The sequence below is a fragment of the Prevotella sp. FD3004 genome (assembly GCF_000746155.1).
Taxonomy (GTDB): Bacteria; Bacteroidota; Bacteroidia; order Bacteroidales; family Bacteroidaceae; genus Prevotella.
This window is the reverse complement of sequence record NZ_JQKR01000014.1, coordinates 1-22,762: the sequence shown is the minus strand read 5'-3', so window position 1 is coordinate 22,762 and position 22,762 is coordinate 1. Positions and strand designations below refer to the sequence as shown.

The window sequence follows — 22,762 nt, the reverse complement described above, 5'->3', positions numbered from 1 at the left end:
ATGCATACGCTTGACTTATTCTCTCTGAAAGGAAAGACAGCTGTTGTAACAGGTGGTTGCGGGCATCTTGGTAAGGCTATGGTGGCTGCGCTGTCTGACGCAGGAGCATTGGTCTATGTGGCAGGTACGAGTCACGATAAGTTCGTGTCGGTATACGGCACGGACACATTGCTTCGTTTCGTGAAGATAAATATCATGGACTCGGTGAGTATCCGTGAGGCATTCCGTTATGTGGCTGAAGAGGCAGGAAGCATCGACGTGCTCATTAACAATGCCGCTCAGTATGCCGGTATCGGCAAAAAGTCGGAAGACCTGACAGATGAAGACTGGGAGAAATGTATTGACGGTATTGCGGGTAGCACATATAAGTGCATCCGTGAGGTGCTGCCGTATATGAAGGAGGGTGGCTCTATCGTAAACATAGCCTCGATGTATGGCATCGTATCGCCTTATCTGGCTGTATACGAGGCCCCTTGTGAGTCTTCGCTCATTCCAGTGAACTATTGCGCTGGTAAGGCGAGCGTCATTCAGATGACCCGCTATTTCGGTACCTATCTGATCAATCGTGGTATTAGGGTAAACAGCATCTCGCCAGGTCCGTTCCCATCACCAAAGGTCCAGGAGAATAAGGTGTTTGCTGACCGACTTAGAGAGAAGAATCCCTCGCATCGTCTGGGCGATCCCGATGATCTGCGTGGTGCCGTACTTTTTTTGGCGTCAGATGCCTCGAAATATGTGGTAGGCCAGAACATTCAAGTTGATGGAGGATGGACAATATGGTAAAGACACTATGTGTGGTTCAAGCGCGCCTGACCTCTTCACGACTTCCCGATAAGGTGGTCATGAAGTTAGGCAAGACGGGCAAAACGATAGCGGAGCATGTGTTCGAAAGACTCAGTCTTTGTCGCAATATCGACAAGGTCGTGTTTGCCATCCCTGTGGGCAGAAACAATGATGCACTAGAGTCATTCCTCGTGGAAAAGGGAATACCCTGTTTCCGAGGAAGTGAAGACAATGTGCTAGAGCGCTTCTATAATTGTATTAAAACCTATGAGCCTGAGATTGTGGTTAGAGCCACGAGCGATAACCCCTTTGTAGATTGGCAGCAGGTGGATGCTCAGATCGAGAATTTGCCCGGCTTTGACTATGTGTCGTCGAAAGATGCACCTTTGGGTACAGGAGCTGAGGTTTTCTACGCAAAAGGTTTGTATGAGGCCTATTTGAAGGCTTCGTCAGACCGCGAGCGTGAGCACGTGACACCTTACTTATATCTCCATCCGGAATTGTTTAGGGTGAACAGAATTCCCTATCATCTGTCGTTGTCAGGTGTCTATCGCCTGACGGTAGATACAGATAAGGATTTCGAACTGGCACAGCGCGTATATGATGAATTATATGACGGGCAGCCTATTCCAAACCAGAAGGTCTATCAGTATCTGGATGCTCATCCCGAAGTGTGGCAGCTGAACAAGGATGTAGAACAAAAAGAAAATGATTTGATTCAAAGAAGATAAAAACGTAACAAGATATGCTGACATTTAACAAAAACATCAAAATTGGTAACCGGATGATAGGTCCGGATTATCCTACCTATTTCATCGCTGAGATCGGAGGAAACTTCGATGGTAGTTTAGATAAGGCTAAGCGCCTGATTGATGCAGCCAAGGAGGCGGGTGCTGATTGCGCCAAGTTCCAAACCTTCAAGGCCGAGAGCATCGTTTCTGAAGGCGGATTCTCAAAGATGACGCTTCATGGTGTACACGGCTCTTGGGGACGTACGGTAAGTGAAGTGTTCAAGGATGTAGAGTTCCCTATAGAGTGGCATCAGGAAATTGCCGACTATTGTAAGAATGTGGGCATTGACTTCTCTACATCGCCCTATTTTAAGGAGGCTGTCGATCTATGTGCAGACATGAACCTGCCATTTATTAAGATTGGCTCTGGTGAGATTACTTGGCTTGAGATGCTTGATTATACAGCTCGTAAGGGATTGCCCGTGATGTTGGCTACAGGCGATGCTACTATGTCGGAAATCGATGAGGCTGTGCGTACCATTGAGAAGACTGGTAATAAGGATTTGGTGCTGATGCAGTGTATTACCAACTATCCTTCGAAGATAGACAGCGCCAATGTGAATGTGCTGAAAACATATCAGAGTGCCTATGATTGTCTGACAGGTTATTCAGATCATTCGCCCGGCCACGTAGTAGCTTTGGCTTCTGTAGTTCTAGGTGGACGTGTGATAGAGAAGCACTTCACTCTGAATAAGAAAGATAAGGGCCCTGATCATCCTCACTCAATGGAGCCCAATGAGTTTAAGTTCATGGTTGATTCAATCCGTGAGGTGGAACGTGCTATGGGTAGCACTCGAAAGGAAGTTGTGGCGGAGGAAAGTGAGACCGTATTCGTACAGCGCCGTTGTCTGTATGCTAAGAATGCGCTGAAGAAGGGACAAGTGATTACAGAAGCAGACATCGATGTCCTTCGTCCTGCATTGGGTATTCCACCCAAGTTCAAAGATACGATTATTGGCAAGGCTGTAAACAAGGATATTCCAGCCAACGATCCCATCTTCTGGGAAGATATTTAATCGATGATAACAGACAGAGAAAAGATCTTAGCGATTGTCGATAATGACTGTCTGACGCCATCGGATGCCATTATCCTGCTTGAAGGCGACGGCTTTGACCGTTTCCGCCAAGCGGTGAGCCTTTATAAACAAGGAATGGCGTCTAAAATCGTGTTCAGTGGTAATATCGTTGATTATGATTATGGCAGTTATCCCTTCTCAGAAATTTTGCCTTTGATGCTGAAAGAAGGCATGCCAGAACAGGATATAATCCATGAAGACAAATCGCTAAACACACGTGAACAGGCTGTAGAAGTTGTTCGCATGGCGCAAGAATATGGATGGAAAAAGCTGATTTTGGTGGCATCGCATGAACATCAGTATCGTGCCTACCTGACATTCCTTCGAGAGGTGCTTGACACCAAGAGCGGCATTACACTCTATAATGCGCCAGCTAGAAACTTGAAATGGTTTGAAGATAAAGGTTGGGGAACCCGCTTTAATCGTCTTCAGGCTGAAATAGACCGTATAGAAAGGTACTCGGCTATGGGACATTTGGCCACAGCTGAGGAAGTGATTGACTATCAGAAATGGAAAGAGACACAATTGAGCAGATAAAGCAGTTGTTTGGAGCCAATTTTATCGGACCCGATGAGTTGAGACCGTTTATCAAACGGTTTGGAGAAGATGTGGAGTTGACAGTTCCAGAGTTTAACTATCCGCTTGATATATTGAATAAGTGTGCAAAAGACTATCTTTTGGTGCTTGGTACACCATCTTTCGGCAAGCAAAAGATAACCCTTCGCACGTTGAGAGATGCTTTTGGCGTTAATCCTGATGAGGCAGAACCCTGTTTCTATAATCAGGACTGGTACATGCATGAATCCTTCATCGACCAGTCTTTGGAGGCACGTTGGTATCTTGTGAAGAAACAAGTGGTAGAAGAATCACGTGCAGTCATGCCAGAGGAATTGCTGAAGAACCATATGATATTCCCAACGGCCATTCTCTGTGCCTACACTTTCTTCGCCTATTATTTTCAGACAGGAGCGTATTTGTGGTATCATGATTTCGTGTGGTGTTGCGACACAGACCATAATGGTGATCGTATCTATGTGGGAAAATATCACGATGTGGATGGTGTGAACAAGAATGGATTCAGTATTCATCGTCATCTGGCTCTGCGCAATTGCTATGCGGCCATAAATGCGATTTAATTGGAAGTGAAAAACGTAGGACAAGCAATTTACGATTTGGCGGGGAAACTTTTCCCTATCTGTCGCAGTATCACAGGCAATGGCTTTCGTCAGTCGTTGGAGATGATTCGTGAAGTGGTGCCTGAGATACAAGTGTTTGAAGTGCCCTCGGGGACACAAGTATTCGATTGGACAGTGCCCAAGGAGTGGAATATCAATGGTGGATGGATTAAGAATAAACGTGGTGAAACAATCGTTGACTTCAAAGATTGTAACCTGCATGTGTTAGGCTACTCTGTTCCCATTCATCGGATGGTGAGTCGCGAGGAACTATTGGAGCATGTTTATACACAGCCCGATCAGCCCGATTGGATTCCTTATGTCACATCATATTATAAAGAGAGGTGGGGCTTCTGCATGTCAGAGCGTCAGAAGCAGACACTCAACGATGACGAGTACGAAGTATGTATCGATAGCACCTTGAAAGAGGGGAGCCTGACGTATGGCGAACTTATTCTGTCAGGAGAGACCGAGGATGAGATTTTCTTCTCTACCTACCTCTGCCATCCCTCAATGGCGAATAATGAACTCTCGGGCCCTTGTGTGCAGACAGCGCTAATCAAGTATCTGCAAAGTTTGCCATCGCACCGCTATACTTATCGTTTCGTGTTTATTCCGGAGACCATAGGTTCAATCACATACTTGAGTAGGAATCTGGACATGATGCAGCGGCATGTGAAGGCCGGCTTCGTGTTGAGTTGCGTGGGGGACGACCGCACCTATTCTTACGTATCGACCAAGTATGAAAATACGCTGACCGATCGCGTGTTGGAGAACGTACTGAAGTTTCACTATCCCAACTATATCCGCTATACATTCATGAAGCGTGCTTCAGATGAGCGACAATATGGCTCTGCTGGCGTTGATTTGCCAGTTTGTGCATTCTGTCGCAGCAAGTATCATGAATATCCTGAGTACCATACTTCTGCGGATAATATGGACCTGATTAGTCCGAAGGGACTGCAGGGAGCTTATGAGGTGATGGTGAAGGTTATTAATGCCTTGGAGAACAACTATTACTACCAGATGACGTGTAAGTGTGAGCCTCAGTTGGGTAAACGTGGTTTGTATCCCACTGTGAGTCAGAAGGGTACTTATGATGCTGCACGCGTTATGCAGCATTTCATTGCATACGCTGATGGTAAAAACGATTTGATTGGAATAAGCAATATTCTCAATATACCCATTGATGAACTTATCCCGATTAAAGACAAGTTGATGGCACATCAATTATTATCAGTCAAATAGGAATGTCGACAAAGAAGATTGTTACAAACGCAATATACTACGGTGTAGTACCTAAGTTGACCATGTTACTGAGCATAGTCATACTTCCATTGACGACTCCGTTTCTGACAACGTATGATTATGGTATTAATGGCGTAATGGGATCATATACAAGCCTGTTTGTGTCTATAGCCCCATTAGGTCTGCATGTGCATTTGACAAATAGCTATTACGAGTATCCCAACCATTACAATTTTGTTTGGGGTAGGGTGTTGATGCTTATCCTATTGTCGTCATGCTTGTTTGGCTTGCTAAACATGGGCATCCTGATGTTCACTCTACCTATGAATGTCTCATTGGGTAAGTTGGTGTTATGTCTGATGGGATCAATGCCTATTTTTTTGCTGGCAAATGGACTTTTAGCGCAGCATCTGTTCCCATTAAGGGAGAATCCAAAGCCATTGGTCTTTACAAATCTGTTGGGATCTGTGATGGGGATGTTAGTCTCTTTTGTGATGATTTACTATCTCCGTCTGGGGTATTGGGGCCTTGTTGCAGCAGGAACCGTTTCGGTCATCTTCACGTTTACGGTCTTCGTGAAGTTCGTATGGGTCGATTTTGACATCCGTCCGATTCTTGACAGGAACAAAAAACGTGTGAAAGAGATGCTGAAGATTGCTCTTCCGTTGGTGCCACACACATTGGGCTTTGTGCTTCTCACAAGTTCTGCCCGTATCGTGATGAGCCAGTATAACATCTCGTATGATGACATAGGACTGTTTAGTCATGGTAGTACCATGGGCGATTATGCCGTAGTGATTACTTCTGCGCTGGTGACGGCACTAGTGCCTCAGATGCAGACAGCCTATCGCAGTTCGAACTTTGCATCATATCGTAAATTGTATTTCCTATGTCAGGTAGTGGCGCTGATTACTACATTCTGCATTTGTGTATGGATGCCCGAGATATATGCGTTGCTGATTAGAAACGCCAGTCTGGCCCAGTCGTGTCATATAGCCAGTTTGCTTTGTTTTGCTAACGTGGTGTTCTCGTTCTATGTGTTTATGAGTACACCTGTGTTTATTGAGAAAAATACGATACAGTTGCTGTGGCTGGTATTTATTCCTGGTGTCCTGAATCTGGTTTTGTGTGCGGCATTTATTCCCGTATGGGGATATCGGGTAGCTATTTATTCTACGATTATTTCATATTGGAGTCAGCTGATGATTCCTTTCTTTGTGAAGAGTTATAAAAAAAGTGTGAAAGAATGGCTTGGTGATCGCAGGTTGATTTTTGCTGTTCTGTTCATGATGATTATTGATCTTGTATTAGCTAATACACTGATGTATGTGACTATTTGGCAGAAAGTGGTTCTGACTATCGTAATGTTTGGAGTGCTTTCTTTTTTCTATCGTCGGTATAAGCTGAACGAGTTGGTATGATTTAAATATTTAGATGAAGAAGTTTTATTATAGTTCTTGTTCGTTGGAGGCTCCTCATGCAGGTATCATTCTTGATGATATCCTGACGAGTAAAAAAGAAGGCGATACAGTCTATCTGGGCTATTGCCATTGCGCATTGTCTGCTTGCTTTATGAATTTGAGTGGCCATCGCAGCATCTGTAAGTTCTGCCATTATATGTATGACCAATATAAGAAGAAGTATGGTAATGGCGTGAACATGATGCCCATTCATTATGAGGATATGGCACATCAGGACAGATCTCTGGATTTTGGAGAATCAGAGTCTATTAGGGTGTTTAAATATCGAGGCGTAGAAATCGGTAGTTCTGTGCTTTCGATGTATTATGACATCACTCGCGATCTGGATATGGCCAACTGGGAGGGGTTTATCAGGTGGGCGCTTCCCTTGATTAATAACCTCTGTGATTTTGTGGATTATGTATATCAGCTGTTAACGGAGTTAAAGCCCGATCAAGTGTTGATATATAATGGTCGACTCTTTGAGAATCGCCTGTTCTACGACATTGCCAAGGTTATGGGTATAAAATTCGTCTCTCTTGAAGGTGTTGGCGGACATATTGAGCCATACAAGAAGATAAGGTTCGTAGGTGAATGGCCGTTGAACATTGAACTCTATGGCAGAATGGTGGAGGACTTGTGGAAAAACTCACCAGAATCATTAGAAGAGAAGACCCGTAAAGCCTCGACATTCTATGAGAAACGGCGCAATGGAATTCTTGTTTTTGACACGCGGGTCTATACAAAGGATCAGCAGAAGGACTTGTTGCCAGAGGGCTTTGATGTATCATTGACTAATATCGCTATTTACAACTCTTCGCAAGACGAGATAGCGGCATTAGGCGATGAGTGGCAAAAAGGAAATTTGTTCACTTCTCAGTATGAAGCTATCGAATTTATGCTTGAGCATGCAAAGCCATCTATACATTTTTATTTGAGAATACACCCGAATCTGAAAGGGGTCACCCACAAGGCTCATACGGATCTCTATAATTTGTCGAAGCACCCCAATATCACCATCATCCCACCAGATAGTAAGGTAAGCTCTTATGCGCTGATGGATGCGTGTGACAAAGTGATAACCTTCGGTTCTTCTACAGGAGTAGAGGCCAGCTATTGGGGAAAACCGTCAATTCTTGTAGGACGTTCTTTCTATGAGATGACAGGGGCATGTTATCACATGAAGAACCGTGATGAGTTAGTATCAGCCATCAATACCGATCTTCCTGCTAAGGAGCGTTTGGGGGCGCTTAAATATGCCTACTTCGTACTTGATCGCAAATATTCGGTCGATGAGAGTAATATTGATATTGATGTGAGATACCGGCATATGCGATGGGACTTCTTTTCTACGTCGTATTTTAAAATCCATCATTCGGATTGGCTTTTTCAGTTGTATTACTTCTATTATTGCATATTGGGTACGAAGTTTAATAACGGATTGTTGAATTTTCCTTGGCCTAAACGATGAAAGTATCGATAGTTATTCCTATATATAATGTGGCTCCTTATATCGAGGAGTGTATTGACAGTGTCATGAACCAGACATGGAAAGGCAATCTTGAGTGTATTTTGGTTGATGATTGCGGAACTGATAACAGCATGCAAGTAGCAGAAAACAAGTTGCATGGTTATCAGGGACCTGTAAGTTTCAGAATTGTCCGTCATGATAAGAACCGTGGACTATCGGCGGCTCGTAACACAGGCATCGATGCTGCGACGGGTGATTATGTTTATTTTCTGGACAGTGATGATGAAATAACACCCGACTGTATCAGTATGCTTGTAGGTCCATTGAAGGAGAATACATATGACCTGATTATCGGCGATTATAAAATTACAGGTTCTGATATGCCAAAGGCTCCCCTATTGTTGAAGAATAGAACCGTGCTTTATGGTAATGATGTGTTGAATGCCTATCGCAAAATGGAATGGTATATGCTTTCAGTAAACAAGTTGTATAGGGTTGAGTTCTTGAACCATCATAACCTTCGTTTCCGTGAGGGTATTATCCATGAAGACGAATTGTGGAGCTTTCAGATAGCCTGTCTTGCACAGTCGTTGTATGCAGTTGGTTATGAGACATATATTTATAAGATACGTGAGGGGAGTATCACTGTGAAGCGTAATCATGAGCGTCGATGCCATTGCATTAATGTCATACTGAAAGAGATGTGCAATTTCGCCGTATTACATCAGTTGCAGAACAGTAAGGATGTCCATAACCTCATTCATAATTTTCAGATAATTACATTGGACTCAATTCACAAAGAGGCTCCAGAACTGTTGCATAGCTTTTACTCAGAGCAGCGTCAAATGATGAAAACGTCGTGGGGGCAGAGCTTTATGATGGATGGTATGGACATACGTAAGCAACTTCGTGATCTGCACTTGTTGGTGCCCGTGCCTTTGGCAATACCTTATCTTAAATTATTATTTCATTTTCTCTGAGTCATTTAGTCTGTGAGTAAACCAGTAAGTAAGAATAACAAAAAACCGTTAGTGTCCGTTATCGTTCCTTGCTTTAATCAAGGACGTTTTATTCTGGAGACTTTGGAAAGTGTCAGTAAACAGACATTTTCAAACTTTGAGTGTATTGTAGTTAACGATGGTTCTACCGATGATTCCTTGGTAAAGATGAAAGGATTCTGCGAGGATGATCCGCGATTCTATTATATTGATAAGTTTAATGAAGGTGTAAGCGTGGCTCGTAATACGGCTATCCGACAGAGTCGTGGTAAATATATCCTGCCTTTGGATGCAGATGATAAAATCGCGGAAACCTATCTTGAAAAAACGGTTGGATATATAGAACAGCATCCAGAGGTAAAAGTCGTGTGTACAAATACCCGACTTTTTGGTGCAAAAAACACAAACTACGAATTGCCAGAGTACGACTATCGGCGTATGATTTGCCGAAACGTCTTAGTTTGCACGGCTTTATTCCGCAAAAGAGACTTTGATAAAACAATGGGTTATAACCCTAAGATGGTTAAGGGACTGGAGGATTGGGATTTCTGGTTGTCGTTCTTGAAAGAGGAGGATATTGTTCACCGTATTGATGAATATCTTTTCTTCTATAGAATGAAGTATGAATCAAGAAACCGCAACTCATTCAAGGCGTATGCTCGTATTCGCCAGCAGATTTGGGAGAATCATAAGGATATTTATGCGAATTATTTTTTTAATCCTGTAGAGAGCGACGAGTATCAGACGCTCTTAAACAGTAAAGAATATAAGATTGGCAAGATGCTGTCACCAATTCTGAATATGCGTTGGTGCTATTATCTTATTGGTTTCATAAAGAGAAATGGAAGAAAAGCAAATAACTGATAATAGATATCTGCGTGTGTTTTGTTACATTGTCCTGATGGAACTCTTCCTGATGGGTAGTGGACAGTTGTTGCCAGTGGCGGGCTTTTTGACCATGAGAATGGTAAACTATCTGATTGCTGTAACAATCAGTATATTCTTCGTTATTAGGTCAGATGATTTCCCCAAGGCCATTCTTTGGTCTTTACTATTGTTTACGGGTGTATTAGTCTTCTCGTTTTTCTGGGCTTTAATGATGGGCTCTGAGAACGAGGCCATTATGGATGATATCAAACCTCTAATATATTTCTATATAATTCTGTTCTATTATTATGTGTTATCCACCGAGAAGATGATGAATAGGGCATTCAAACTACTTCTTTTGGCTGGCAAAATTATGACGATATTCTATCTGTTCTATCTGTTTCTGACAGATGTGACGGGGATCGTCAGCTATGAGGTGGCATATATTACTCTGCAGAATGACTCTTTCTCTTTTCGTGGAATTGGATGTGCCATTTTCTATAAAGGATTCATATTTCTTCCGATAGCAGCAGTGGGTTTCTATAAAGAGAAAAAATACATCTGGATGGCGTTGACGATTCTGGCAATCGTCTTAACCTATGTACGCGGCTTCTATGTACTATTGGCATTCGGAATGTTAGTATATTATCTCAAGACTCATCATATAGATATGACTAAAATTGTAGCAGGAATATTGATTTTGTTCTTGTTATACGAGGTGGCTGAGGTTATGGACCTGTTCTCTTTCTTGGAAATGTTTCAGGAGAATCGTGAAGAATCAGACGTGACCCGTATTGTGACCTTCCATCAGGTTATGGATGAAGTGACGCCATGGTCTATATTTATTGGTCACGGTTTTGGTCATGGTGTAGACGAGCGTTCTGTTCACATGGAGGTGGCTTATATGGAGATATTCCATAAGCAGGGAATTCTTGGCCTGGCTTTTTGGGGATCGCTGTTGGTCATGATTCTTTCGTTGGCTAAGTCTGTTCCTGCTAGATTCAAGGAAACGGTTGATTTCTGGGTGACCGCAACACTTATGATATACCTCCAGTCATGTTTTAACTCGTATGTCAATAATCCCATAGGAATGACGGTGGTTATATTGGCATTAGTTATTTGTTGTAGACTCTCACAAGATGAATATCTTTCCGATAGTAGTTCTGTATAATGTTGACTTTCATGAGTCGAATGTATATCGTACGCTCTTAAGTCATTACCCCAAACTGAGAGTGTTGCTATACGAGAATTCTCCAATACCTCAGAATAAGTGCTATGAGAGTGATGTGGTCTGCTATTATCACGATTCTCAAAACGGAGGCGTGTCTGCTGCCTATAACTATGGAGCATCGATCGCCAAACACTTGAGCGATATTGATGCAGTGTTATTGTTAGATGAGGATACGAAGTTTGAAGCAGATTATATTAGCATATTACAGATGGCTTTGAGTGCCCATTCGGATATCAGTCTGTTTGTTCCTCAGATTCTTTATGCTTGCAGTCTGCCCTTTTCTCCGATTCGTCGGGGATTCCGTTGGAAACGCTGGGAGAAACTTCCGGAAGGTGTCTACAAATTAGATGACTACCTGCCAGTCAACAGTGGTGCTTGTATACGGTTATCGGCATTTGAACAGGTTGGAGGTTATAATGCGGACATTCGGCTTGATTTTGCAGATTTTGATTTTTTCTCCAGATTGGGGCTTGTGTCAGATTCCTTTTATAGGGTAGGAAGTGTCGCTCATCAGTCCTTTTCAAATGATGAGACGGAGACTGGCAAGTTGTTCAGGAGGTATCAGTTTTATATCGAGGGTGCACGTGCTGCTCGTAAGAACCACCATATAAAAAAAATGGTGGACGTGGAGGTGCTAAGACATACTTTGGCTTTGACAGTTCGCACCAAGAGTTTTATGTTTATTAAATATTTGATAAAATAATATCAATGATATCAGTATGCATTGCTACTTATAATGGTGAACGCTTTATTGAACGCCAAATAATTTCTATCTTGAACCAGTTAGGTTCAGAGGATGAGATTGTAATCGCTGATGACGGCTCTACAGACAACACTTTGGCAATCTTGAAGCGTTTAAATGATTCTCGACTTCGGGTGGTTGAGGGTGCTCATCGGCATTCTCCAATTTGGAATTTTGAGAGAGCTTTGGAACAGGCAAAGGGTGAGTATATTTTCCTAGCAGATCAAGATGATGTTTGGATGCCGGAAAAGGTGGCTGTTACCATGAACTATCTGCAGAAATATGATTGCGTGGTTAGTGATAATATGATAGTAGATGCTGATGATAATGTTATCTGTAATTCTTTCTATACAGTAAATCGTACCCGTTCTGGGAAATGGTATAATCTGCTGCTTAAAAACGGTTATCTTGGCTGTTGTATGGCTTTTCGTAGAAATGTTCTGGAAGCTTCTCTACCGTTTCCTGCTGATATTCCTATGCACGATATATGGATTGGTAATGTGGCTGCATTCAAATATTCGGTTTGTTTTATCCCTGATAAATTGATGCATTATAACCGTCATGGCGATAATGCCTCTACAGCCTCTGCCTCGAGTCCTTATTCCTTTTGGCAGAAATTGGACTTCAGATGGCATATAATCTGCGATTTGATACATATATAGTTAAGACACCTTATTTATGAAAATATCAATAATAACAGCTACTTATAATAGTGAGGCTACTTTAAGAGACACAATGGAGAGTATCCTTCGCCAGACATGGCAAGGTTATGAATATATTGTGGTTGATGGCGCCTCGACTGATGGTACATTAGATATCATAAAAGAATATGAGCCTAGGTTTGAAGGAAAAATGAAATATGTCAGTGAACCGGATCGTGGCATTTATGATGCGATGAACAAAGGCTTTTCTATGGCAACAGGTGACATTATTGGCATTCTGAATTCTGATGATTTCTATACCTCTGTAGATGTACTTCAAACCATTGCGGGAAATTTTTTGTTGGGAGAACAGGATGCAGTTTATGCTGATATCCATTATGTGAAGAGCGACGATGTGACAAAGTGTGTTCGTTACTATTCATCATCTGTCTTTCGTCGCCCTCTTATGCGTTTTGGATTGATGCCAGCTCACCCTTCTTTCTATTGTAGTAAGTCTATTTATGAGAAGTATGGGTGTTTTGACACTTCATATAGTATTGCTGCGGATTTTGAGAATCTGCTAAGACTGATATTCATCCATCGTATCAAAATAAAATATATCAAGAAAGACTTTGTTACCATGCGTACGGGAGGAGTCTCAACTGCGGGTATTAGTAGTCGTAAAAAGATTATGCAAGAACATCTGCGCGCATTGCGCGCACATGGTGTTCACTCCAACATCTTCCTACTGAGTCTTCGTTATATATATAAACTTCACGAATTTATCAAGAACTAAATGTTATATCTATCACTTTTTGTTCCATTGCTACTATCTATTGGTTTAGCAATGTATATCATACCGCGTATTTTGGTGGTTAGTGTGAAAAAGGATTTGAACCTCCCCCCTCGCTATACAGATAAAGGGCATCGAAATGTACCCCGTTTAGGTGGTGTGTCGCTATTCCCTATTTTGGTTGTTAGTGTTGGCTTGGCGGCTGTATCGTGTTTGATGTTCGATTGGCGTACATTGTTATCTGGCGAAGATGAAGACACATTTGTACAGTTTACTTTTGCTATAGCAGGGCTCACAACTATGTATCTGTTGGGTGTGATGGATGACCTTATAGGGGTATCATTAGTGTCTAAGTTGGTTATTGAGTTCTTGGCTGCATTGCTGATACCATTATCGGGATTGTGGTTAGATGATTTGCATGGTTTATTGGGTATATATGAACTTCCCTATTGGATAGGCCTATTTGGAACGGTGATGACGGTGATGTTTATTACTAATGCAATTCCGATGTTGGATGATGTCGATGGTCTAGCATCTGGTATGGCTATGATAGCCTTTTCTGTATTGGGCGCGTTGTCACTGATTGCAGATATGCCATTTTTGTTAATGATTTGTTCAGCAATGGTAGGTATGCTATTCCCATTCTTTTTCCGTAACGTGATGGGTTGGCGTATCGGTTGGCGTAACATCTATTTGGGTGATACTGGTGGCCTGACCATTGGCTACATGCTGAGTTTTGTCGTGATAGCACTAAGTCGTCAAGGCGGTTATACCCTGCCTGAAGGTATAATTATGGTGTGTTTTGGCACTTTGCTGATTCCAATGTTTGATGTATTACGCGTTGCTGTAATGCGTACGGTAAATCATCGTAGTGTATTTTCTCGTGACAACAATCATATTCATCATCGTCTGATGATGGGAGGAATGGGACCGTTTAATGTCCTTATCACCATTCTGCTGGTATCGGCATTCTTTATCGTGTTGAATGTTGTAGGTGTATGGCTTGACTGGAACCTGTCCTTGTTGTTGGTAGGAAACGTAGCTTGCTGGCTTGTGCTGCAAGTGGTGATTAGTTATTTTAAGAATAAAAATCGTGATAGTTGGGTAGAGCAGGAATGGATGATATGATGATGACATTGTTGTCGGTGGCAGCACCTTTGTTGCTGTCGGCTGTATTGGGATGGCTGTTTATCCCAAGAGTATTGATATTGAGTCACCGTAAACGGTTATTTGATATCCCAGACTTTCGCAAAATGCATGATACGCCTGTTCCACGTTTGGGAGGCATTACTTTTCTTCCTATTCTCCTAATATGTGTCTGCTTGATAGTTGGTTGTTGGGTGATGCTAGGCATTCCTTATAAAATAGTACATCTCGATATCGTATTCATTCGTTTTGTCTTGCTCTTTGTTGGCATGATGATGCTCTTCCTTGTGGGTGTTGTTGATGATCTGATAGGTGTCACGTATAAAGCAAAGTTCCTAGTTCAGATTGTATGTGCTTTGCTCTTTCCTCTGTCAGGTGTATGGATTCACGATTTGGCTGGACTTTTCTGGATAAATGAGATACCAGCATGCATAGGTATTTTGTTAACGGTATTCGCAGTTGTTTATGTTACTAACGCTATCAATTTGATTGATGGTATTGATGGCTTGGCTGCAGGCATCTGTGCGATATCCCTTAGTACGTTTGGTTTGGCGGCTGCGGTAACAGGTCAATGTCTTTTCATCCTGTTTGCTTTTGGTATGTTGGGAATCCTGTTGCCTTTCTGGGTCTATAATGTCTATGGTAACATACAAAAAGGACATAAGATATTTATGGGTGATACAGGTAGCTTGACTTTAGGCTATCTTGTTAGTTTCCTTCTGATCTCAATGGCAAGTGAGTCGGGCAAAGCGTTCCCTCGTGATATCTTGATTATCGGTCTTTCAACGATGCTTCTTCCTATGTTTGATATAGTAAGGGTGGTTATTGCAAGAATGAAGAATCACCATAATCCGTTCTTGCCAGACAAGAATCATATACATCATAAACTACTTCGTACAGGATTAAGTGCCCGTTGGGTCATGGCTGTGCTCATTATGACATCTCTGCTCATTGTTCTTGTGACGATGTTGGGTGTATGGTTACACCTGGGAAGTACATGGATATTTCTGATTGACTTAGGTGTATGGTTAATTTTCGATTATACGATTAACTATTTCATTCATAAGAACCATCGAAAGATATATGAATAGGATTACCTACAGTATTCTAGTAAAATAAGAAATCCCGCTCTTTTGGAGCGGGATTTCTTATTATCTGATGAAGAGTAGTTCACGGTATTTGGGGAGTGACCAGAGTCCGTCTTCTACAATCATCTCTAGATGATCGATTTCATAGCGGATAGCATCCATTTTCGGACATACCGTATCGTGGTATGAGATAGCACGCTCGTGTATGTTGTATATACGGTTAGCCACTCGGCGAGCATCGGTCAGATCCTCTACAAGTTGCTCAATGCGTTCAGTACGTTCAGCAATCTCCTGGATAAGTTTCATGTTACGTGCCGAGAGACGATTAGCCTGATCAGTTGGAAATACGTCTTTCATGCCCTGAACGTTCTTGATGAGTTGTGATTGGTAATGAGTAGATACAGGGATAATATGATTCATCGACATGTCGCCCATGACGCGAGCTTCAATCTGTACAGTCTTCACGTATGTCTCCCATTTTACCTCATTGCGAGCCTCAAGCTCCTTGCGGTTCATAACCTTTGTCGATTCAAACATCTTGATGCTTGAGTCATCGAGATAGTGCTCAAAGATTTTGGGACATGACTTCTCTACATCAAGTCCACGACGGGCAGCTTCTCTTATCCATTCATCACTGTAGCCGTTGCCGTCGAAACGTATGGGCTTACATGTCTTAATGTCTTCGCGAAGCACGTCAACGATGGCTGACAATTTATTCTCGCCTTTAGCGATACGCTTGTCAACTCGCTTATTGAAAGAGTTCAGGGCCTCTGCCATTGCAGAGTTCAGAGCAATCATGGCTGAGGCGCAGTTGGCTGAAGACCCTGGAGCACGGAACTCAAATCGATTGCCAGTAAATGCAAAAGGCGATGTGCGGTTGCGATCGGTGTTATCGATAATCAGATCAGGAATCTGTGGAATATCGATTTCCATGCCCTGCTTGCCTTTCAGCGCAAAGAGTTCTTCCTTGTCTGAGAGTTCGATGTGGTCAAGCAACTCCGTCAGCTGTTTGCCAAGGAAACTGCTGATGATGGATGGAGGTGCTTCATTACCCCCTAAACGATGGGCATTGGTTGCACTCATGATGGAGGCTTTCAACAGTCCGTTATGGCGATATACACCCATTAGGGTTTCTACGATGAAGGTCACGAAACGCAGATTCTCTTCAGGTGTCTTGCCTGGTGCATGGAGCAGGATACCATTATCAGCAGATAGGCTCCAGTTGTTGTGCTTACCCGAGCCGTTGACGCCGTCGAAGGGCTTTTCGTGGAGCAAGACGCGAAAACCATGATTGCGGGCTACACGTTTCATGAGCGACATAAGCAGCATGTTGTGGTCGACGGCCAGATTACACTCTTCGAAAATTGGTGCGAGTTCAAATTGGTTAGGAGCCACCTCGTTATGTCTGGTCTTACAAGGGATGGCGAGTTCCAAGGCCTGAATTTCCAGATCCTTCATAAAGGCCTGTACGCGATCAGGTATTGTGCCGAAGTAGTGGTCGTCCATCTGCTGGTTCTTTGCGCTTTCGTGTCCCATTAGCGTACGACCTGTCATTACTAGGTCAGGACGGGCAGAGTAGAGACCTTCGTCAACAAGGAAGTACTCTTGCTCCCAACCTAGGTTCACCTGCACCTTCTTGACGTCATCATAGAAATACTTGCAAGTGTTGGTCGCTGCCTTTCCTACAGCGTGGAGCGAACGCAGAAGCGGGGCTTTATAATCGAGTGCTTCGCCTGTATATGAAATGAAAATCGTTGGGATACAGAGTGTGTCGTCGATAATGAATACGGGCGATGTCGGATCCCATGCAGAGTAGCCTCTAGCCTCGAAGGTATTACGAATGCCGCCGTTTGGGAATGATGAGGCATCGGGCTCTTGCTGAACAAGCAACTTTCCGCTGAAGTTCTCTACCATACCGCCTTTTCCGTCGTGCTCCACGAAGGCATCGTGCTTTTCGGCCGTTCCCTCCGTTAAGGGCTGGAACCAGTGAGTATAGTGGGTGACTCCCATTTCCTGTGCCCACTGCTTCATACCTAAAGCAACGGCGTCGGCAATACTGCGGTCTAGACGGGCACCATTGTCTATAACGTCGATGAGCTTGTTATACACATCAGCAGGCAGGTATTTATACATCTTCTGGCGGTTGAATACATATTTCCCGAAGTATTCTGATGGGCGCTCAGAAGGTGTAGCCACCTCAAGGGCCTTCTTTTTGAAAGCTTCTTCTACAACTTGGAATCTTAGTTGATTGCTCATAATTATGATTTAGTTCTTAAATATTTCAGTCTATAAAACGGCGGGTGATGTCGCTGTATTTGTCGATGCGGCGGTCGCGGAGGAATGGCCACCAGCGACGTACTTGTTCTGAGTGGTCGAGGTCGAGCTCCACGATGATACTCTCTTCCTCATCGGTAGAGGCTTCGTAGATGATTTCGCCCTGAGGGCCTGCTACGAACGATGTACCCCAGAACTGGATACCGTTTGTCTGACTAGAAGGATCGGGCTCATGGCCTACACGATTGACGGTAATGACGGGCAGGCCGTTAGCAACGGCATGTCCTCTCTGAACTGTCTGCCAAGCCATTCTCTGGCGTTGCTGTTCCTCGGGCGTGTCGCTCGACTCATAGCCGATGGCTGTAGGATAAATCAGCATGTCGGCGCCCTGTAGGGCCATCAGACGTGCTGCCTCCGGATACCACTGGTCCCAACAGACAAGTACACCCAGTTTTCCAACTGAGGTCTGTATAGGATGGAATCCCAAATCGCCAGGAGTGAAGTAGAACTTCTCGTAGTAGGCTGGATCGTCGGGAATGTGCATCTTCCGATAAATGCCGGCTATCGAGCCGTCTTTTTCAATGACAACAGCCGTGTTATGATAGAGCCCTGATGCCCGTTTCTCGAAGAGCGAGGTCACGATAACCACCCCAAACTGCTTGGCTATCTCGCCAAAGAGCTTGGTTGAAGGGCCTGGGATGGGCTCTGCATAGTCGAAATTGTCAACACTCTCCGTCTGACAGAAGTAGAGCGAGTTGTGCAGCTCCTGCAATACAATCAACTGGGCGCCTCGCTTGGCAAGGTCGCTAACTCCTTCTGCAAGACGCAGTATGTTATTCTGCGTGTCAGCCGTGTTGTGCTGCTGTAGAAATCCAATCTTCAGTTCTTTCATATTTTGGGGTATTGCATGGTGCAGCAATGGAGCGAGCCATGCTGCTTAATGATACTTCTACAATCGATGCCCACAATCTCTCTGTCAGGGAATGCCTGGCCAGTCACCCGAAGGGCCTCTGCATCGAGGTCGGGCTGTGCATAGGTGGGACAGAGCACTGCTCCGTTCACTACAAGGAAGTTGGCATACGTGGCGGGCAGTCTCTCGCCATCAAAGATGATAGGGCGGGGCATTGGCAGTTTCATCAGACGATATGGCTTGCCTTCAAGCGTGCGGAAGGTCTTCAGTTGTTCCTCCATCAGTCTCAGGTCCTCATACTGTTCGTCGTCAGGATCGTCACACCCCATATATAATAAGGTGTCTTCTGGACAGATGCGTACTAATGTATCGATATGCCCGTCGGTGTCGTCGCCCGTCAGGTTGCCGTAGTCTATCCAGAGTATGCGTTTCGCGTGGAGTTCACGTTTCAATCGCTCTTCTATCTGTTCTTTGCTAAGAGGTTGGTTGCGATGAGGTGCCAGCAGACAGCCCGTAGTGGTGAACACCGTGCCCTTGCCGTCGCTCTCAATAGAACCGCCTTCGAGCACGAAGTCGAGACAGTCCACATATTCGCCTTTCAGTTTTCCTTCGTCATAAAGTCTGCGATTGATGGCGTTGTCTAGTTCAGCGGCGAACTTCTCGCCCCAGCCGTTAAAGCAGAAGTCGAGCAGACGGGCGTGGCCTTCGTCATCAACGAGGGTGATGAACCCGTGATCTCTAGCCCAAGTGTCGTTAGATGGTTCACCGACAATTAGCAGTTCTTCGCGTTTTTCAATCTCGCAGGCCATCTCCTTGTAGGTGGCTGTTATCTCTTCGAGCATCGGAGCCCAGTCTGTTCCTGCGTGCGGCCAAGTAAGCTGCACACCCCACTGAGGCTCCCATTCTGCTGGTAAGCGCCACTTCTTTGTATCGGCTTTTACGTCCATTATCATTAATTTGGTGCAAAGGTACAACTTTTTTGGTGAATAGTAGATAGTGAATAGTGAAAAATGTGTATCTTTGCAGAAAATATTAAGCATGCTGGAATTTAAGGATGCCACAATCGAAGTGGGCGAGCGAGTGCTGGTGGAACGGCTTTCGCTGATTGCCAAAGATGGCGAGCTGACCTGTGTCACAGGGCCTGAGGGTTCTGGCAAGACTACGTTGCTGCGTGCGCTGATGGGCTTTCAGCCAGTAAAAGAGGGCTTTGTGAGCGTCGATGGTGAGCTGTTGACAGTCTTGTCTGCCCATGCCTTCCGCAAGATGATGGTCTATCTGCCCCAGCAGATGCAGCTTCTGGCGCATGCTATCACGGAATCTGAGCCTGTTGAAGAACAAACCGCAGACGAATATGCCGTTTGGAACGCCGTCTTGCCTTCAGCAGACAAAGCTATTGCTCCAAAACCTCTTAGCGCAGAAGAAATCATGCTGCTGGCAGAACAGACGCTGAGAGACGCAGAGAATAAGCCTATTGTGATAGCTGACGAACCAACGGCCCTTCTTACGCCAGAACTGTCGATGCGTATGATTCAACTGCTAAAGGCGCAGGCAGCGATGGGCAAGACGGTGCTCGTTGCAAGCCGTCATCCTCAGATGATAGAATATGCAGATATGATTGTAAGATTATAAGACCTATATAAATATAATGAAGATATTGATATTACATACTTTTCTCGCCCTTCTGCTGTTGCTGATTCCTGCTGGGGCGCTCTATTTTTTTGAGCCCAAGAAACTTGTCAGATTCCTGATGGTTATTGGCCGTATGGCAGCCCAGTTGCTGGCGCTCTGCCTTCTGGTGTGGGTGCTGATAAGGGTCGACAGCGTCTGGTTGTCTATGGCTTGGCTTGTGGCAATGGCTTTGGGAGGATCGTGGCTCGTGCTGAAACGATGTGAGCTGAAGGGTAGGGCTATGCTGCCTGCTGTGGCATTAGGTTTGTTCCTAGGCGTTTTTCTGGTAGGCATGTGGCTGTTAGCTGTCGTTCTGCCCGTTAAAGCTTTTGATGTCCGTTGGTTCGTACCCGTGATGTCGCTTCTGATGGGCCACTCTGTCTCGATGCTTGTTCGTGGACTCAGCACCTATCTCTCTGCCATCCAAACAGATAAAGAGCACTACGAGTTCCTACGTGGCAATGGTACTCCCCATTTTAAGGCTCTCCAGCCCTTTATGCGTAGCGCTCTGTTGGCTGTTGTTCAGCCCACGATGGTAAATCTCTCTCAGCTCGCTCTCGCCTCAATGCCTTTGCTGCTGGTGGGTCTGCTGTTGGGCGGTCTCACTCCTGTCAACGCTTTCGCGATGATGCTCTTTATGACGATAGGTTGCATCTCAGCTTCCGTGCTTGTCTTGGGACTTACCATTCTCTTGACAGATAAGAAAGTGTGGTCTTTTAGCGAAAACCTATAGCAGATTGTAAAGAATATATGTCAGAAAAACTACCTCCCAGTTTTCTTAATCTAGAGAAACTGGGAGGCTTTTTAGGGCGTTTTGGAGTTGTATTACGACTAAGTAGGAGTTTCAAGTAAGTAAAGTAGGGGTTTGCTCGGAGTAAAGTCCCACTTTAGTCGGTCTGAAGCTGTGGCTTTTTAGGGTGAAAAAAGGTCGAAAATCGGGCATTTTAAGGGTTTTCCCAGTATGATATCCTGACAATATTTTGTAACAACCATGTATTCAGGCAGATACAAAACAGCTCAAAACTCGCGTATTTGCGACCGATTGATTGCTTTCTGACTTTTGCGCGAGTTATGAGCGTTGCTTTGTCTGGAGTTTTCGCATCGGAGAATCATCCTGCTCGGAAATGTCGAGTTGCGCTCGAAGTGGGAGCTTGCTCAAAAAAAACAGATATTATTTGGATATTTGTTTGCTTATTAGTAACTTTGCAAACTAAACGAATTAATTATAAACCCAATAAAAAAACTGAATTAAAATATTACGAAAATGAAGAAACTTTTTTTATCAGCGATGATGATCGCTATGAGTGTGGGGCTGATGGATGCTCAGACCGTTCAGAAGCAAGTGGTAGAAGAGGGCGGTACAGGTCCTTTCAAGTCTGAGGTTGTAGGCGACGCTTCATGCCCAGGCTTCACCGTTTATCGTCCCCAGAACCTGAAGGATGTGGTGGCCCGTCAGGGTGCCCTGCCTGTGATTGTATATGCCAACGGCGCCTGCTTCAATAACAACGTCGAGATGCGTCTGTTGCTCAGCGAGGTGGCCTCTTATGGTTATGTGGCTGCAGCTATCGGTCCCTATGATGAGGAAGATGTGATGGCCCAGTGGCGTGGCGTGCTCAAGTCGGCCTATCCTGAAACAAAAGGTGAGGTGGTGATGGCCAATGGTGAGAAAATTCTGCCCCTGACGCCTGAGGAGTTGAAGGCCCGTCAGGAGGAGCAGGCCCGTCAGCGCGAGCTGGCTGCCAAGGCCGCCAAGAAAGCCAAGAAACAGCAGCCCGCAGTTCCACAGTTCCGCACATATCCCAAAATGCTGCTTGAGGTGCTCGACTGGCTGACAGAGCAGAATGCTGCTCAAGGCTCAGAGTACTATCATTGCCTCGATTTGCAGCGCGTGGCTGCCATGGGCCAGTCGTGTGGTGGCGCTCAAGTATTGGGCGTGGCATACGACCCCCGTATCAAGACCTGCGTGATGCTTAACTCAGGTATCGGCGATATGGAGATGATGGGTTCTACGAAGGAGAATCTGAAGAATCTGCATCAGCCCATGTTCTATATGATTGGTGGTCCTGGCGACATTGCTTATGCAAATGCCCAGAAAGACTATGAGCGTATAGCTGATAACATACCTGTGGTGATGCTTAACTCGAAGGACGGCCACAGCGGCACCTACTACGAGAAGTTTGGCGGCAATTATGCCAAGGCTGTCGTGAAGTGGCTCGACTGGCAGTTGAAGGGACTTGTTGGTCAGTCGGCTCTCTTCCTCGATGATGACTATCTGAAGCTGAAGTTCCCAGAATGGCAAGGCGTCCGCAAGAACTTCTGATAACAGGCAATGCGAAAGAGAAGAAACATAATATTGATGCTGGCTCTGATGGTAAGCTTTACGGCTTGTCAGGGGCAGGG

Annotated in this window: 22 protein-coding genes; 19 read left to right on the top strand and 3 right to left on the bottom strand. The window is 44.5% G+C overall.

Annotated elements, in window-relative coordinates:
- The 16 genes from T325_RS05680 (at position 1) to T325_RS05605 (ending at position 15,513) form a co-directional block, all read left to right on the top strand.
- Positions 1-783, top strand: coding sequence for an SDR family oxidoreductase (locus tag T325_RS05680; protein ID WP_036911292.1), 783 nt, complete (start codon positions 1-3; stop codon positions 781-783).
- Positions 777-1,514 (top strand): cytidylyltransferase domain-containing protein, encoded by a 738-nt coding sequence (locus T325_RS05675; protein ID WP_197051321.1) that lies wholly within the window; start codon positions 777-779, stop codon positions 1,512-1,514. Before T325_RS05680 ends, T325_RS05675 begins: the two co-directional genes overlap by 7 nt.
- A 14-nt stretch (positions 1,515-1,528) precedes the next feature.
- Positions 1,529-2,590: an N-acetylneuraminate synthase family protein gene (locus T325_RS05670; RefSeq protein WP_036911288.1), complete on the top strand. Its 1,062-nt coding sequence runs from the start codon at positions 1,529-1,531 to the stop codon at positions 2,588-2,590.
- Positions 2,591-2,593: 3 nt separating this feature from the next.
- Positions 2,594-3,187, top strand: coding sequence for a YdcF family protein (locus T325_RS05665; RefSeq protein ID WP_036911286.1), 594 nt, complete (start codon positions 2,594-2,596; stop codon positions 3,185-3,187).
- Positions 3,160-3,786: a hypothetical protein gene (locus T325_RS05660; protein ID WP_036911284.1), complete on the top strand. Its 627-nt coding sequence runs from the start codon at positions 3,160-3,162 to the stop codon at positions 3,784-3,786. Before T325_RS05665 ends, T325_RS05660 begins: the two co-directional genes overlap by 28 nt.
- Positions 3,787-3,792: 6 nt before the next feature.
- Complete coding sequence (locus T325_RS05655; RefSeq protein WP_036911520.1) at positions 3,793-5,073, top strand: DUF4910 domain-containing protein; 1,281 nt, start codon at positions 3,793-3,795, stop codon at positions 5,071-5,073.
- 2 nt (positions 5,074-5,075) lie between these two features.
- Positions 5,076-6,494: a lipopolysaccharide biosynthesis protein gene (locus tag T325_RS05650; RefSeq protein WP_081911065.1), complete on the top strand. Its 1,419-nt coding sequence runs from the start codon at positions 5,076-5,078 to the stop codon at positions 6,492-6,494.
- 13 nt (positions 6,495-6,507) lie between these two features.
- Positions 6,508-8,004: a capsular polysaccharide export protein, LipB/KpsS family gene (locus T325_RS05645; RefSeq protein WP_036911280.1), complete on the top strand. Its 1,497-nt coding sequence runs from the start codon at positions 6,508-6,510 to the stop codon at positions 8,002-8,004.
- On the top strand, positions 8,001-8,984 hold the full coding sequence (locus tag T325_RS05640; protein WP_051949732.1) for a glycosyltransferase family 2 protein: 984 nt from the start codon (positions 8,001-8,003) through the stop codon (positions 8,982-8,984). The genes T325_RS05645 and T325_RS05640 overlap by 4 nt, the downstream gene beginning before the upstream one ends.
- Before the next feature lie 12 nt (positions 8,985-8,996).
- The gene (locus T325_RS05635) at positions 8,997-9,866 is read left to right on the top strand and encodes a glycosyltransferase family 2 protein (protein ID WP_081911064.1); all 870 of its coding nucleotides are present in this window, start codon (positions 8,997-8,999) and stop codon (positions 9,864-9,866) included.
- The gene (locus tag T325_RS05630) at positions 9,844-11,040 is read left to right on the top strand and encodes a hypothetical protein (protein WP_103915155.1); all 1,197 of its coding nucleotides are present in this window, start codon (positions 9,844-9,846) and stop codon (positions 11,038-11,040) included. The genes T325_RS05635 and T325_RS05630 overlap by 23 nt, the downstream gene beginning before the upstream one ends.
- Positions 11,041-11,101: 61 nt before the next feature.
- Positions 11,102-11,803, top strand: coding sequence for a glycosyltransferase (locus T325_RS05625; RefSeq protein ID WP_197051320.1), 702 nt, complete (start codon positions 11,102-11,104; stop codon positions 11,801-11,803).
- A 5-nt stretch (positions 11,804-11,808) separates the two neighbouring features.
- The gene (locus tag T325_RS05620) at positions 11,809-12,504 is read left to right on the top strand and encodes a glycosyltransferase family 2 protein (RefSeq protein WP_036911275.1); all 696 of its coding nucleotides are present in this window, start codon (positions 11,809-11,811) and stop codon (positions 12,502-12,504) included.
- Positions 12,505-12,520: 16 nt separating this feature from the next.
- The gene (locus T325_RS05615) at positions 12,521-13,279 is read left to right on the top strand and encodes a glycosyltransferase family 2 protein (protein WP_036911273.1); all 759 of its coding nucleotides are present in this window, start codon (positions 12,521-12,523) and stop codon (positions 13,277-13,279) included.
- Positions 13,280-14,404 (top strand): MraY family glycosyltransferase, encoded by a 1,125-nt coding sequence (locus tag T325_RS05610; RefSeq protein WP_081911063.1) that lies wholly within the window; start codon positions 13,280-13,282, stop codon positions 14,402-14,404. It abuts the gene before it with no gap.
- On the top strand, positions 14,392-15,513 hold the full coding sequence (locus T325_RS05605) for an MraY family glycosyltransferase (RefSeq protein ID WP_231622194.1): 1,122 nt from the start codon (positions 14,392-14,394) through the stop codon (positions 15,511-15,513). Before T325_RS05610 ends, T325_RS05605 begins: the two co-directional genes overlap by 13 nt.
- Before the next feature lie 60 nt (positions 15,514-15,573).
- On the opposite strand, the gene T325_RS05600 is transcribed toward T325_RS05605, so the two are convergent.
- The 3 genes from T325_RS05600 to T325_RS05590 are packed head-to-tail and all read right to left on the bottom strand — an operon-like array spanning position 15,574 to position 19,647.
- Entirely contained in the window at positions 15,574-17,766 is a 2,193-nt protein-coding gene (locus T325_RS05600; RefSeq protein ID WP_036911271.1) for a glutamine synthetase III family protein, read from the bottom strand.
- 25 nt (positions 17,767-17,791) lie between these two features.
- The gene (locus tag T325_RS05595; protein ID WP_036911269.1) at positions 17,792-18,676 is read right to left on the bottom strand and encodes a carbon-nitrogen hydrolase; all 885 of its coding nucleotides are present in this window, start codon (positions 18,674-18,676) and stop codon (positions 17,792-17,794) included.
- The gene (locus T325_RS05590; RefSeq protein ID WP_036911267.1) at positions 18,673-19,647 is read right to left on the bottom strand and encodes an agmatine deiminase family protein; all 975 of its coding nucleotides are present in this window, start codon (positions 19,645-19,647) and stop codon (positions 18,673-18,675) included. Before T325_RS05590 ends, T325_RS05595 begins: the two co-directional genes overlap by 4 nt.
- An 85-nt stretch (positions 19,648-19,732) precedes the next feature.
- Here T325_RS05590 and T325_RS12340 point away from each other — a divergent pair, with 85 nt between their 5' ends.
- The 3 genes from T325_RS12340 to T325_RS05575 all read left to right on the top strand — a co-directional run bounded on the left by T325_RS12340 (position 19,733) and on the right by T325_RS05575 (position 22,682).
- On the top strand, positions 19,733-20,323 hold the full coding sequence (locus T325_RS12340) for an ATP-binding cassette domain-containing protein (RefSeq protein ID WP_051949729.1): 591 nt from the start codon (positions 19,733-19,735) through the stop codon (positions 20,321-20,323).
- Positions 20,324-20,339: 16 nt separating this feature from the next.
- Positions 20,340-21,095, top strand: coding sequence for an ABC transporter permease (locus T325_RS05580; protein WP_036911265.1), 756 nt, complete (start codon positions 20,340-20,342; stop codon positions 21,093-21,095).
- A 531-nt stretch (positions 21,096-21,626) separates the two neighbouring features.
- Complete coding sequence (locus T325_RS05575) at positions 21,627-22,682, top strand: alpha/beta hydrolase (RefSeq protein ID WP_143058355.1); 1,056 nt, start codon at positions 21,627-21,629, stop codon at positions 22,680-22,682.
- Positions 22,683-22,762: the final 80 nt, after the last annotated feature.